At 45.5% G+C, this 15,263-nt stretch carries 9 protein-coding genes; all 9 read left to right on the forward strand.

The features are described from left to right. Nucleotide 1 precedes the first annotated feature (1 nt). The 9 genes from NXZ84_RS01405 (at nucleotide 2) to tkt (ending at nucleotide 15,180) form a co-directional block, all read left to right on the forward strand. On the forward strand, nucleotides 2-3,562 hold the full coding sequence (locus NXZ84_RS01405) for a UvrD-helicase domain-containing protein (protein WP_258838515.1): 3,561 nt from the start codon (nucleotides 2-4) through the stop codon (nucleotides 3,560-3,562). Nucleotides 3,563-3,602: 40 nt separating this feature from the next. Further along, nucleotides 3,603-5,651, forward strand: coding sequence for a transglycosylase domain-containing protein (locus NXZ84_RS01410; RefSeq protein ID WP_258838516.1), 2,049 nt, complete (start codon nucleotides 3,603-3,605; stop codon nucleotides 5,649-5,651). 75 nt (nucleotides 5,652-5,726) lie between these two features. Continuing rightward, nucleotides 5,727-6,065: a hypothetical protein gene (locus tag NXZ84_RS01415; RefSeq protein WP_258838517.1), complete on the forward strand. Its 339-nt coding sequence runs from the start codon at nucleotides 5,727-5,729 to the stop codon at nucleotides 6,063-6,065. Between the two features lie 250 nt (nucleotides 6,066-6,315). Then, a complete protein-coding gene (locus NXZ84_RS01420; RefSeq protein WP_258838518.1) occupies nucleotides 6,316-8,211 on the forward strand; it encodes a GNAT family N-acetyltransferase in 1,896 nt (631 codons plus the stop codon). Between the two features lie 119 nt (nucleotides 8,212-8,330). Then, nucleotides 8,331-9,581, forward strand: coding sequence for a M20/M25/M40 family metallo-hydrolase (locus tag NXZ84_RS01425; protein ID WP_258838519.1), 1,251 nt, complete (start codon nucleotides 8,331-8,333; stop codon nucleotides 9,579-9,581). A gap of 12 nt (nucleotides 9,582-9,593) precedes the next feature. Next, complete coding sequence (locus NXZ84_RS01430; RefSeq protein WP_258838520.1) at nucleotides 9,594-10,121, forward strand: cysteine hydrolase family protein; 528 nt, start codon at nucleotides 9,594-9,596, stop codon at nucleotides 10,119-10,121. A gap of 314 nt (nucleotides 10,122-10,435) precedes the next feature. Then, nucleotides 10,436-12,586 carry a RelA/SpoT family protein gene (locus tag NXZ84_RS01435; protein ID WP_258838521.1) on the forward strand — a complete coding sequence of 717 codons (2,151 nt, stop codon included), beginning with the start codon at nucleotides 10,436-10,438 and terminating at the stop codon, nucleotides 12,584-12,586. Nucleotides 12,587-12,597: 11 nt separating this feature from the next. Beyond that, nucleotides 12,598-13,053, forward strand: coding sequence for a D-aminoacyl-tRNA deacylase (gene dtd / locus NXZ84_RS01440; protein ID WP_258838522.1), 456 nt, complete (start codon nucleotides 12,598-12,600; stop codon nucleotides 13,051-13,053). A gap of 114 nt (nucleotides 13,054-13,167) precedes the next feature. Then, the gene (gene tkt / locus NXZ84_RS01445; protein WP_258838523.1) at nucleotides 13,168-15,180 is read left to right on the forward strand and encodes a transketolase; all 2,013 of its coding nucleotides are present in this window, start codon (nucleotides 13,168-13,170) and stop codon (nucleotides 15,178-15,180) included. Nucleotides 15,181-15,263: the final 83 nt, after the last annotated feature.

Consider the following 15,263-nt stretch of genomic DNA (forward strand, 5'->3'; position numbering starts at 1 on the left):
AGTGGCTATAAAGATGACAGCCGAACAAGAACAAGCAGTAAATGCGCTTGCAGTGGATTGTATTGTTAGTGCGGGGGCAGGGTCAGGAAAAACGCGCGTCCTAGTGGAGCGATATCTCAATTTGTTAGAATATCACCGAGATGATTGTAGGATCTTAGAGCAAGTTGTCGCAATTACGTTTACGGAAAAAGCGGCAATAGAAATGAAAAAGCGTATCCGTGTAGGGATGCGTAAGCGCATGGAAGCATGTTTAGCACAATCTCAGTTACATCAAGCAGAGCAATGGAGTCAACGGATCGCTGAGTTTGAGCGTGCCCATATTACAACCATCCATGCTTTTTGTCGTCATTGGCTATCTCAATTCCCCATCGAAGCAGGAGTAGATCCGCAGTTTACGGTACTGGAGGAAGTAGAGGCAAAACATTATCGTGAGCGTGCGGCCGAAGCAGCCTTAAAAGAATTGTTTCACCCTTCAGATGAGGAAGAGGGGGCAAAAGCTGTCCGAAAGATGGTAATCGCTTGGGGAAAAGAAGAAGCGATTCAGGTGTTAAGTCATAGCGTGGCAGAGCGGATGGGAAGTGGACAGACACTGGAAGAATGGAAGGAGGTGACCACGTCTCAGTTAAACGAATTGGAGAGTCAGTTAGACGAATGGCAACAATCTTCGCTGATACTTCTGCTGGAGACGGCGACCACGCTAGCACTCCTACAAGGGATTAAGAGTAAGAAATTATCGCAATTTCAAGCTTGGTGGCAAGATCAAGGATCGGGTTTCGTACATGGCGACCGTAAGCCGCTCGCCTTATTGCCACTGTTGGAGGATCTTCTCCATTTGTTGAAAGGAAACTGGGGCAAGAAGGAGGAGGTTTTAGTTCCGCGCGATCGCTTAAAAGAGGAAGTAGAGAAGCTGATTCATCAAACGCGTGGCAGAATGACACTTCCGCAAGAAAGAGCGGCACTAGGGGTCTGGTTTGCATTGATGCACCGTACGGAGGTGCACTATGAGGAATCAAAGAAGGAGCTCGGAGCGCTTGACTTCGATGAGTTGCAATGGCGTATGGATGGATTGCTACGAGAACATCCTTCTATATGTAAGCATATTGGTCGTAGCATTCGGTACTTGATGGTGGACGAATTTCAAGATACGAATCCGATGCAGATGAAAATCCTCACTCAGCTCCGTGCAGTGGAAACCACTCCAGGTAAATGGTTTGTGGTGGGAGACCCAAAGCAATCTATTTACCGTTTTCGCGGGGCAGATGTTTCACTTTTCCAAGAGGAGAGGGAAAGAGTCATTTCTAGTGGAGGCATCGAGGTGGCATTGGCAACCAATTTTCGCTCAAATCCCAATTTGATTCACTTCTTCAATCTGTTTTTTCCTACCTTGATGAGAGATGAGAAAGGGTTTCAGCGTTATCAGCCTGTACTAGCAGAGCCAGGAGCAGAAGGAAGGGTAGATGGTATTCAATTCATGCCTATTCCCGATAAGAAAGAACGGGAAGACGAACGTACGGATCAAGAGGTGGAAGCAGAGTCGCTTGCTATTCATATTACTCAACTGTGTCAGGAAGGATGGCATCCAGGGCAGATGGGTATTCTCCTACGTAAAATGACACACATCAAGGTGTATGAGCATGCGCTTCAACAACAGCGCATCCCTTATCAGGTGGTAGGTGGACGAGGTTTTTTTTCGCGCCAGGAAATTGTGGACGTACTTCACTTCCTACATTATCTCGCGGATCCAAAAGATGTGCTCTCTCTCGCTGGGGTATTGCGCTCCCCTTTTTGTGCGATCTCCGATACGACTTTGGTTCAGTTGACAGAACGTCTTCAACAGGGCGGAACATGGACAGCGATACTTACAATGGACGAGGGTGTTTTGCCGACAGCAGAACAAGAAAAACTAGATGATATCGTTCATTTGTTTACAGAGGCATTTGATCGATTGGGACGGATTCCTCTCGCCGAGTGGCTTACGTGGCTCCTAGACAGAAGCGGGTATCGTCATACCTTGTGGGCAACAACTGGAGCGGAGCGCGCGCAAGCCAATATAGATAAATTGATCGAGAGCGCGCGGCAACGACCGCCACAACAACAATATTCGCTCCACGCTTTCTTATTATATATTGGGGAGCGAATGAAGCAAGGGGAGGAGATGGAGGCGCCCGTAGCGCTTGATGAGCGGGATAGCGTACAAATCATGACGATTCATCAAGCAAAAGGGTTAGAGTTTCCTCTTGTCTTCGTTCCAGATATGGGGCAAAAGCTGAGCCGCAACAGTGATGAGATCTTGTTTGATCCCAAACAGGGGATTTCTTTACGCTTGCGCAATGATGAGGGAGAAGTGATAGAGACTTACCGTTATGTGGAGATGAAAGAGGCGCACGATCGCCTTGATCAAGAAGAGCGTGTGCGCCTTCTTTATGTAGCATTGACACGAGCAGAGGATCAACTGCTGTTAAGTGGTATACCCAAAACATATATAGAGAAAGAGGGGCGTTCTCTGATTGCAGCTGAATCGTGGAGTCATTGGCTCGATGCGATAATCGGCTATAATCATATAGATGAGACAAGGGGGCGGTGGCCGTTTAGAGAAGGAATACAGCTGAAGGTAATCACTCCTCTCCGCATCGAAGACGGTGGGCAGTCTAGTGAAGAGAAAAGTTACTTGGATGCTTATTTGCAAGAAGCAAGCGATCGTGAGCCGCCTCTTGAAGCAGAACATTTCTCATGGCTAGAGCCTTATGGGCTAACAGAAGCAGATGCGCTTCAGATTAGTGTGACTGAGTTAATGAAGCTTCAAGAATGTCCGCGAGCCTATTATTTACGCTATGTGTTGCGCTTGCCCTCTCTGGAACAGGATCAGTTTTCAGCACCGGTAGAGCGAGAGCGGCGTCCACTTTTATCTCCAGCTGAGAGAGGGACGCTTATTCATCGGATAGCAGAAGAATTATCTCTTGTTGAAGCTGAGAAGGAGGGTATGATTCACACAATTATTTCCCAGGTAATTGGAGAATGTGTTCCTCGAGCGGCTGTGAGGAAAGAAGTTGAACGTGAGATCAGACCGCTTGTAGACACATTTGTTCAGAGCCGATTTTATCGTGAGCGACAGGGGATCCATTTACGTGTAGAGGAGCGCTTTCTATATCATTTAGGTACGATGAAAGTGGAAGGAGTGATCGATCGTCTGCAACGTCTCCCTTCAGGTGAGTGGGAATTGGTTGATTATAAGACTAATGCGATCAGTAGTGAAGAAGTATGGGAAGTCGCTCAAACCTATCTTGCACAGATGCAACTATACACCTTGGCGATGCAGGATCTTTACAAGTTGAACATTGCTCGCGCTACTCTCTACTTTATCACTCCAGATGAGGAGGTATCCTTTACGGTCGATGAAGACTGGTTGCAGGGCGCGCGAGAAGAATGGAGTCAGATGGCGAAGCGATTACATTTGACAGACGATCCAACCTACTTTCCTGCACAGGTAGGGAGGGCATGTCAATATTGCCGCTATTTGTCTGTATGCGAAGAAGGTATGAAAGAACGAAATATGGTAGAATAGCCACTTAGATTAGAAGAAGAGGACAGAGGTGTAATGACGCATGAATAGGTCTTCATTTTCCATTAAGCAAGGGTTGAAGCAATTGTGGAAGCATTCGTGGTGGATGCGCCTCTTTCTTGTCGTGCTTCTTCTTATTATGCTATTTTTTCTTCTATTACATGGAGCAACACTATTTCTCTCTGTAGAAAAATTGGAGGAACTAAACGCTCGCCCTACCAAGATATACGATAAGAACGGAGAATTAGCAACAACCATTTCAGCTACCAATGTGAAGTGGGTGGGATACGATCAGTTTCCTACACACCTGGTACAGGCGGCTGTGGCGACGGAGGATCAGCGTTTTTTTTATCATTCTGGTGTTGATGTAATAGGTTTAGTGCGTGCAACCTTGACCAATATGCTCGCCGGTGAGGTGGAGCAGGGGGGAAGTACCATTACGCAACAATTAGTGAAAAACGTAATATTAAGTCATGAACGTACGTGGGAGCGGAAGGCGAAGGAAGCTCTATATGCATACAAAGTTGAACAGGAATATGAGAAAGAAGAGATTCTGGAGCTATATTTGAACTCCGTCTACTTTGGTGAAGGAGCGTGGGGAATTGGGCAGGCGGCTGAAATTTATTTCGGTAAAGAAGTAACGAAGTTGTCTGCTAGTGAATCTGCTCTGTTGGTGGGGCTCTTGCGTGCACCCTCCACCCTATCTCCCTTTAAAAATGATGAAGCTGCGATCAAACGGCGCAATCTTGTTCTTGATCTCATGGAAAAGCAAGGGTTTTTGGAGCGAGCAGAGGTACAAACAAGCAAAGAGAGTGAACTGATCTTACAAGGTAAAAAATTAGACGCATATGAGGGGAAGTACCCTTACTATGTCGACTATATTTTGCAGGAAGCTACAGCTCGCTATGGGTTAACGGAAAACGAAATGTTGGCTGGAGGTTATTCCATTTATACTGAACTAGACCCCCGGATGCAGGCAGCTGTAGAAAAAGTGTATGCTAATGCAGACCACTTTCCTGCGAGTACCTCTGATCAGCTTTTGCAAAGCGGCTCTGTCTTAATGGACCCTATGAGTGGTGGAGTCCGAGCTTTGGTAGGAGGAAGAGGAAAGCATGTGTTTCGTGGCTTTAACCATGCGACTCAGTTACGGCGTCAACCTGGCTCCACGCTCAAGCCACTGGCTGTATATACCCCTGCTTTGGAACAAGGGTATTCGCTTTACGCGCCCCTAAAGGATGAACCCATTAACATAGGAGGCTATGCCCCAAATAATGCAGATGGTCAGTATCGTGGTGAAGTGACAATGAAAGAAGCGGTGGTCCATTCGTACAACATACCGGCTGTGTGGCTATTGGATCAGATAGGTTTGCAACAGGGGATGAATGCAGTAGAACGCTTTGGTATTCCATTGACAGCAGAAGATCAGCGCCTCGGTCTTGCATTGGGTGGGATGCAGGAAGGAACCTCGCCCTTACAGATGGCACAAGCGTATGCGACCTTTGCTAATAAAGGAGTGCGAGTGGAAGCGCATGCGATATTGCGAATTGAGGATAAAGAAGGTCACATTTTGGCGAAATGGTATAAAAAATCGATTCGCGTAACTACAGAGCAGGTGGCTCAAGAGATGACCGCGCTATTACAAGGCGTGATTCAGGAGGGGACGGGAGAAAAAGCGGCTATACCGGGCTATGCATTGGCAGGTAAAACCGGTTCGACAGAGGCTCCGCGAGGTTGGAGTGGAGATAAGGATCATTGGTTCGTCGGTTATACCCCTACTCTTGTCGGTGCAGTATGGTTGGGCTATGATCAGACAGATGAGAAGCATGTGCTCTCCTCGTCCAGTAGTGAAACAGCAACCTCTCTTTTCCGTGAAATGATGAGCGACGTGTTAGAGGGTACAAAGGCACAAGCGTTTGATCAGTCTTTGGTAACGGAGCAAGAGCCTCCTCAAGAACAAGAGAGAGAAAAGGAAAAAGAGAAAATGCGCGATGAACTTGAAAAGACGAAAGAGAAGCTTAAAAAAGAGTGGGAAAAGCGGAAAGGCAAGTGGGAAAAAGAGCTAGAGGATTTATGGGATAAATGGAATTATTGACCAATATGTTGTATATTGTTGCTATGATGAGCCTGCACAGGAGTGAGGGCAAGAAATAGAAGGAGCGAGAGAATAATGGAAGTAATACAGGAGTTTTTCTCGAAGATGATTTCGGGATTCGCTTGGCTGGGATTATTTGTTTTTGGGATTTGGATGGTTTCTTTATTCGTGTTATTATTTCGTGAACTTTTTACGCCTGGTGAGTTATATTTTAAAGAGTATATTGTGAAGGTATGGAAAAAATTGATTTTTTCGTTTGAAGTCACGGGGTATGGGGGTGTGGTGATCGCGCCTATCCTTATGTTTACAACTGGAGAGGTATATTTAAATATCATGATTTTCTTTGCCGCGATTGTGTTTAGTGCCATCTCTATCACGGTACGCAAAAAAAATGGGAGCACGCTTTTCTCCTAGGATCATATAGTATACAGGTAATCAAGTACCCGTCCTCAGTGGCGGGTCTTTTTTATCGTTAGAATCCCCTGATACCTATAGGAAATAGGAAATACTGTAGAATAATAATTTTTACTATTCGACAAAAGGTGATAAATAATGCTATTGAATATAATTGTAATAGCAATATAATTATTCTCGTAAGTATAGTAGTTATTATTTAAGAGAGTCTCTATAGGGCAAGGAAAATTAAAGTAGGAGGTGGAGGAGTATGAAGCGGTTTCAATCATATTTGCGAAGCTTTTCAACATTGCTAGGGTACTTAGTTGGGGTACTGATGTATGTAGCTTATGCTTACCCCAATCAAGATTGGTTTAATGCAGGGTTGGTATCTGTCTCCTTATTCGTAGCTATATTTCTTCCATACTATTCGCGTATCAGCAATAAGATTGATGAATGGCTTTGTTTTAAAACCGCTTTTGTTACCCCAGGGCGTGTAGGACGGTTTGCTGCACAATGGGTATTTAATCTGGTTGTTTTTTATGTGTTCTTGGCTAGCGGTGTGATTACGGTGGCAAATGCAGATGCACTGGGTGGAGTGTTGGGTATCTCGTTGTTGACAACTGCTGCCTCACAAGGGATTCAATATGTGGCGATCACCCTAGCCAACCGTGAAATAGGTAATGTGAATCGTAATGTGGCATGGGGGTTAGCGTTTAATATTTTAGTTACCGCCGCTGCGGCACTTGGGATTGGCTGGATGCGTCCTGTTTTCATTTTCTCGGGGTTGCTGTTTGGTGCGTTAGTATTTGGTATCGGAATGTTATCTGATCTGCGTTCGGTAATTCCGCGCAAAGGCGGGATCGGAATCTTCTTCGGTACTTTCAATCCTTTTCATAACACTCATCTGGCAATTGTAAAGCAAGCGATGGAAGAACGAGGATTGGAGAAGGTGATCATTCACTCTACCGTGGTTCCTAAATTGCATGCAGATGCATTAGCCAAAGGAGAAATTGTGATAGCTGAACGGCAGCAAGGTATGCGGGTTTATGGTCGTACATCGAAAGCAGATGTGCATGTTAACTACTTCCCCACAGGTAACCGCTTTTATGAGTTTGATACACGTAAACAAATGATGGAGTGGGCAGTTGCTGAAGCAGGCTTACAAGATAAAATTGAGGTGCTCGCTTATGAGGATACCTACTTACACCATGGATTTTACGGTATCATTCGTAAAATAAAAGAGCATAACCCTGGAAAGCGGCTCCATGGCATTCATGGGAGCGACCTCGGGGGAATGTGGGTGCGCCGCATCTATGATGAATCGGGATGGATATATCCCTATGCGGTTCGCAGAGTAGATAAGGTGTCGGCCACTGCTATTCGTAATGGAGCAGAAGGGATGGCCCCACGTGTGATTGAGGATATTTTACGCTCGTTCCGAGAATCAGCCGCTACCGTTCAGGTGAACAATCACACTTATCGGTTAAGCGAGGGATTGTTGCAGGAAGAGGAGCCTCTTACCCCATCTGGTTCGATCCAGTCTTCTTCCCTTTCCTCAGAGGAGGATGAATTAATTATTAAGGTAGTAGAAAATGAAGAAGAGAAACAAAAAGCATTTATGATCCGCGCGATTGTCTATATGCACGAGCAACATTGTCCTTATGAAGAAGAATTTGATTTAAACGATTATTCAGCGACCCAAGTGATTGGGCTCTTGGGCGAAGAACCTGTCTTGACCGCTCGTATTCGTTATTTACCTGAGGTGGCGAAATTTGAGCGCTTATCGATTCGGCCTGAGTATCGTGGTCGTGGCTATGGTCATCAACTGTTTCGCTTCTTACTGCAGTTTAGTCGCAAGAAAGGATACAATCGCTTCTATCTTCATGCCCAATCACGACTCGCTTCTTTTTACGAAGGGTATGGGTTTCGTGTTGTGGGGGATACTTTTGCTTTTTCCGATCATGAATATGTTGAGATGGTAGCCGACGTTTCGGATCTCACTCATATCAGTAATGATGTAGATCTTACTTCACACATTGGTATAGAGCCGATGCATCTAAACCGACCAGAGGGTCGTCTGCATGAACCAGGTCCCTTGGAGGAGTCGATGGAACGAATGCTCCGAGAGCAAGGAGATAAAAAGAAGAAGAAAGAAAAAGTATAGAGTTGCAAAAGAAGATGGAAACCTGATGGAGACAAAAAAATATCTCTTCTTAGTATTCATTTATTTACTTTTCAAAGAAAATGATCGCGCTATTACTAGAGAGGGTGAGAGGATTGTCAGTGAAGAAACGATCGTTGGTCCGTCCGTTACAGTGGGTATGTATCATGGCACTTGTTGCATTAGGGTTGATACAGCCATCCGCTTCCGCGCAGGAAGCAACACATACATTACCTCGAGTAGCAGGAATGGAAGAGCGTTGGATAGAGGTTTTACGGGAGTTAGTAGAAACCAATTCGGGCTCTGCCAATCCGGATGGACTGGAGAAAAATAGAGAAATTTTAATCGATGCGTTTGCTTCCATCGGTTTTCAAGCAACAGAGCATGATGCTGGTAATGGACACAAAGTTTTATCGTTTGAAAAAGAAGGGGCAGAACCAGAGTTGGCTCTAGTAGGTCACCTCGATACAGTGTTTGAAGAGGAAAGTTCGTTCCAAGAATTGCGCATCGAAGGAGATCGTCTCATCGGTCCAGGTGTAATAGATATGAAGGGTGGTTTGGTCATGATGCTCGACCTCGCCGAGCGTCTTAACCAAACTGATTCCGAATTAGCAAGTAAAGTACGAATTGTTATCAATGATGATGAAGAGACTGGATCGGTTTACTCTAAGTCCATTTTGAAAGAATTGACGAAAGATTTATCATATGCACTCGTGTTGGAACCAGGTCTACCAGATGGTTCCGTTGTAACTGCTCATATGGGAGTGCGGTGGCTACAGATCGATGTGAAGGGAAAAGCAGCTCATGCCGGAATGGAGCCACAGCAAGGAATAGATGCATGTACAGAAGCAGCATATAAAATGACCAAAATGGTGAAAATGACCAACTATGACGGTGGTCCCTATGTTAATCCGGGGGTAGTAGAAGGTGGTACGAAACCAAATGTTATTTGTGAGGAAGCTTCAGTCAAAATTGATGTACGCTATGTAGAAGAGAAGGATCTGAAGCGTGTTATGAAGAAATTAGGGAAAATAACTGATCGTAGTTATGTATATAATCCTGTGCTAGAAGAGGGAACCACCTCAACTTTGAAACAGCTCGCCGCGCTACCAGCCATGCCCCCTGCTTCCACCGATGAACTATTTGCGATTGCCCAAGCGGCAGGGGAAGAACTGGGGCAGACGGTAACGGGTCAAGCAGTGGGATACGGCAGTGATGCAAACCACCTGGCAGAGACAGAGGTTAATCTACTAGTTGGATTAGGTCCATACGGTGGGGCGATGCATACAGATGAAGAATATATGTTGATCAGTTCGTATGTATCGCGCTTACAATTAAATGAAGCAATTATTCGTAAAGCGTTAACCGATTGAGGAGGAATGATGATGGAAAAGAAAAAGGCTCTCATTATGATTGATGTGCAAAAAGAATATATTACAGACGGTCGCCCTTTCTGTATTGAAACGATTGGACCTTCTTTAGAAAAAGCGAAAGAAGCGTTAGAGCATGCACGTGACGAAGGCTGGACCATCTTGCATGTGCGCCATCTCCAAGAAGGATCTATTTTTCATCCTGATTCTGAATATAGTCAGTTCGTATCTGGCTTTGAACCTCTTCCAGATGAACACTCTTTTATTAAAGGCGACTTTTCTTGCTTCTCAAGTAATGAGTTTAAGGAATTTATGGAGTCACTTAAAGGGCACGATATCTATATCGCTGGATATGGCTCGACGATGTGTTGTTTAGCTACGATAATTGACGGTTATCATCGTGGTTTCACCTTCACTTTTATCCATGATGCTTCTTCATCTAAGCGCTCTGATCAATTTGATGAAGTAACCCGCCATCAACATGTTATTGACCACTTGAGCACATTCGCACAAATGGTAACGACGGCGGAAGTAAAGAAATAATTGTTCTTCTAGCCCGGCTGTTTACGGCCGGGCTTCGTTTTTATTTGAGGGTCTCGACCTTTGATAAGACGATGGTCTTACAAACGAAGATGAAGCTCGACGCTTTACATAGGATAAATTACACACAAAGTATAGCTGCATAGTTAGTCCTCCACTATATTTTAGGGCGCTTTTAAACCAATACTCACTATCTCCTAGACAGCAGACCTCTGCTGTGATATTTCCGTATCCCCGGTGGTTTACTTTCTCGTACTCTTGTCCGATAATAAAGGGAAAACCATAAATAATATGTTTAGTTCTGGGTGGAATGTACCATGTCGATCGAATCACTACAAGAAAAAGCGAGTTACCTGAGTGAAGAAGATAGGGAACTTCTTTACCAGGCTTATTTATTTGCGAGCGAGGCACATCGGGAGCAAATACGAAAATCGGGAGAGCCATACATCCTGCATCCACTTGCCGTAACGGAAATTTTGGCAGAGTTAAAGATGGATGCGACTACTCTTGTCGCAGCCTTACTTCATGATGTCGTCGAAGACACGGGCACAACTTTAGAAGAAATTGCTACTCATTTCGGGGAAACAGCTGCACAATTGGTTGATGGTGTAACCAAGTTGAAGAAACTAAAATACAAGTCAACCGAAGAGCACCAAGCAGAAAATCACCGTAAAATGTTTCTCGCGATGTCGGAAGATATTCGTGTCATTATGATTAAACTGGCGGATCGGCTTCACAATATGAGAACTCTTAAATATCTTCCGGAGGCGAAGAGGAGACGAATTGCCAATGAAACGTTAGAGATATTTGCCCCGATTGCCCATCGCTTGGGGATCTCACGGGTGAAGTGGGAATTAGAAGATACGGCACTACGCTATCTTAACCCTTATCAATACTATCGTATCGTCAACTTGATGAAACAGAAGCGAGCTGAACGGGAGCAGTATGTAGATGAAGTGATCCAGCAACTGCGTGAGCGTTATGCACAAATGGGGGTGGAAGCGGAAGTATCGGGTCGACCCAAACATATATATAGCATTTATCGCAAAATGGTGAAGAAGAATAAACAGTTTAACGAGATCTATGATTTATTGGCGATTCGTGTGCTGGTAAACAACGTCAGAGATTGCTATGCCGCTCTAGGTACCATTCATACAATTTGGAAACCAATGCCAGGTCGCTTTAAAGATTATATAGCCATGCCTAAGGTGAATATGTACCAGAGTCTTCATACGACTGTATTGGGTTTACGTGGAGAACCGATCGAAGTGCAAATTCGCACTCACGATATGCACCGAACGGCGGAATACGGGATTGCGGCTCACTGGGCATATAAAGAAGGTGCTGAAGTAGACAGTGGCACCTTTGAAGAGAAATTGCAATGGTTCCGAGAGATTATGGAATCACAACAGGAAACAAAAGATGCACAAGAGTTTGTTGAAAACCTCAAGATGGATTGGTTTTCCGACGCTGTTTTTGTTTTTACCCCCAAGGGTGATGTGATTGAATTGCCAGCAGGTTCAATCACTCTAGACTTCGCCTTTCGTATTCATACAGAAATCGGGAACCAGTGTATCGGTGCAAAGGTGAATGGAAAGCTGGTTCCGTTAGACTATAAGCTAAAAACAGGGGACATTATTGAGATTCTCACCTCGAAACACAGCTATGGTCCTAGCCGCGACTGGCTTAAAATTGTGAAGTCTTCCCATGCGCGCACGAAGATCCGCAATTGGTTTAAGAAGCAACAACGAGAAGAGAGTGTTGCCAAAGGAAAAGAAATGATTGAAGCGTTATTGAAAAAACATGACTTTCACCCTAGTGAAGTGATCACTTCTGAACGCCTGAAGGTCGTGGCCGATAAATTTAACTTCTCAGATGAGACGGATATGTACGCAGCGGTTGGTTATGGTGGAATTACGACGGCACAAGTCGTAACTCGCCTCACCCAAGGACTTACACCGGAAGAGAAGAAAGAGACGATCACCCTTCCCGATATGAAGGCGATGCCAGAACGACGCCGCGTTTCACACGGTGTGCAAGTAATCGGGGTAAGCAACCTCTTGGTGCGTCTTTCTCGTTGTTGTAATCCTGTTCCAGGTGATGATATTGCCGGCTTTGTGACCCAAGGTCGGGGCGTTTCCGTACATCGTGCTGATTGTCCAAACCTGAGTTCAGTTGAAGAGGAACGCCTTATCCCTGTGCAATGGGAAGGTGGCGGCGTGAGCAAGGCTTACAACGTGGATATTGAAGTGAGTGGGCTCGATCGTACGGGTCTTCTTAACGATCTATTGCAAGCGATCTCGGAGAAGAATGTAACGTTGACTGCAGTAAGTGGAAAAGCGGATCGACGAGGAATGGCTCGTGTCCATCTTTCGATTACGATTGAAAATATTAAGCATCTGCAAGCTGTTGTGGAACGAATTAAAAAAGTAAAAGATATATATAGCGTTCGACGATTGATGCAGTAGAAAGGGTAGCTATGCGCGTATTATTACAAAGAGTAACTGAAGCAAAGGTAACAGTGCAAAACGAGACTGTAGGGAGCATTCAACAGGGGTTACTGCTCTTGATCGGTGTGACCCATGGCGATGAAGCGCAGGATGTGGAGTATTTAGCGGATAAAGTAGTACATCTACGTATCTTTACAGATGAAGAAGGAAAGATGAATCGCTCACTGCTTGATATTGGGGGCGCTGCTCTCTGTGTCTCACAATTTACCTTGTACGGAGACTGCCTTAAGGGTAGACGACCCAACTTTATGGAAGCGGCCTCCCCACAGGAAGCGGAAGTGCTGTATGAACAATTTAATGAGCGCTTGCGTTCCTTTGGTGTACACGTGGAGAATGGACAGTTTGGACAGATGATGGAAGTCTCCCTAACTAACGACGGTCCAGTTACATTGATGTTAGAAAGTCATCGTGGACAGCGGGGATAACGGGAGAATAGAGTAGGTGTTTCGCTACATTATATAAATGAAGACCACCGATGTGCTATAATAGCCAACGAATAGGTATACTTGGTTTAAATATGAAGGAGGAAGACGATTCCGATGACACCACGCCAGTCGATTGACGATCTAGCAGTAAATACGATTCGTATGCTTTCTATCGATGCGATTGAAGAGGCTAACTCTGGCCACCCTGGACTTCCGATGGGGGCGGCTCCAATGGCCTATGTCTTATGGTCCCGCTTTCTTAAACATAATCCAGCTAATCCCGAATGGTTTGATCGCGACCGCTTTGTCTTGTCTGCTGGCCATGGCTCCATGCTGCTTTACAGCTTGCTCCACTTGAGTGGGTATGATTTATCCTTAGAGGAAGTAAAAGCTTTCCGCAAGTGGGGTAGTCGCACTCCAGGTCACCCCGAATTTGGTCATACTCCTGGTGTGGAAGCGACCACGGGCCCCCTTGGACAAGGGCTTTCCAATGCAGTAGGGATGGCGATGGCAGAAGAACATCTGGCTGCTCTTTATAATAAGAATGAGTTCAAAGTAGTTGACCATTATACGTATACATTGTGTAGTGATGGTGACCTGATGGAAGGCGTCGTAGCTGAAGCAGCGTCGTTAGCAGGGCATCAGAAGCTAGGTAAGTTGATTGCACTGTACGATTCTAATGATATCTCCTTGGATGGAGAAACCTCACATGCCTTTACAGAAGAGGTGCGACAGCGCTTTGAAGCATATGGATGGCAAGTATTGCGGGTGGAAGATGGAAACGATCTAGACGCGATCGAGGCAGCTATTCGTGAAGGACAAGCTGATACCCAGCGTCCTACTATGATCGAAGTTCGTACCGTAATCGGATACGGTAGTCCTAATAAGGCGGGAACGAGCAAAGTACATGGTGCTCCACTTGGAAAAGATGAAGTTGAAGAAGTGAAAAAAGAGTACGGCTGGGCTGCGAGTGAGCCTTTTACCGTTCCCCATGAAGTATCTGTCCATTTCGCAGAGTTGAAAGAGAAGGGATCGCAGACGGAGATCAAGTGGCAAAATATGATGGCCCGTTATCGTGAAGCATATCCTGAATTGGCACGGCAGTTAGAACAATCGTTGCAGGGAAAGCTTCCTGAGGGATGGGACAAGGAGCTCCCAACGTTTACCTCGTCGGATAAAGCGGTAGCTACACGCTCTGTTTCCGGTGAGGTGCTCAATGCATTGGCTAAGACAGTTCCAACATTATTTGGAGGATCGGCTGATCTGGCCTCATCCAATAAAACAACCATGAAAGATGCTGGTATCTTTCAAGCAGAAGATCGCAGTGGTCGTAACATCTGGTTTGGTGTGCGTGAACATGGTATGGGAGCCGCCCTTAATGGAATGATGTATCATGGGGGATTGCGGGCTTTTGGAGCTACTTTCTTGGTTTTCTCTGATTATCTACGACCGGCGATTCGTCTGGCGGCATTATCTCAGCTCCCTGTGCTCTATGTATTTACCCATGACAGCATTGCTGTTGGTGAAGATGGGCCGACGCATGAACCCGTAGAGCAAATTCCATCTATGCGCCTGATCCCGGGGTTGTATACGTTCCGTCCAGCGGATGGTAATGAGACAGTGGCTGCTTATCGCTTTGCTCTGGAACAGACAAAAGCCCCAGTTGCGCTGGCACTCAGTCGTCAAAACTTGCCTATTTTGGAAGGATCTCAAGAGAAGGCGCAAGAAGGAACGAAAAAAGGTGCCTATATTCTTTCCGAAGCGAAAAACGGGGATCCTGAAGGAATTATTCTTGCTTCAGGTTCTGAGACGAGCTTAGCGATGGAGGCACAACAGCAGTTAGCTGACGAAGAGATTTATGTGCGTGTGGTTAGTGTACCTTGTCGCGAGTTGTTTGCTCAACAAACACCATCATATCAAGAAAAAGTATTGCCAAAAGCGATCCAGGCACGTGTTGCTGTGGAGGCGGCTCATTCGATGGGATGGGAGAAATACGTGGGTGATCACGGTACCGTCATTGGGATGGATGGTTTTGGAGCCTCTGCTGCAGGTGAATTGGTAATGGAGAAGTTTGGCTTTACTGTGGACAACGTGACAGAAAAAATGAAGAAAACGTTAAAGAAGTAAGTGTAAATATACAATAAAACCGCCCCCCTCACGCTATTAGAGGGGGGCGGTTTTTTAGCGGTGAAGATGATGTCGGTGGTATC

This window comes from Mechercharimyces sp. CAU 1602 (genome assembly GCF_024753565.1).
In the GTDB taxonomy this organism is placed as follows: domain Bacteria; phylum Bacillota; class Bacilli; order Thermoactinomycetales; family JANTPT01; genus Mechercharimyces.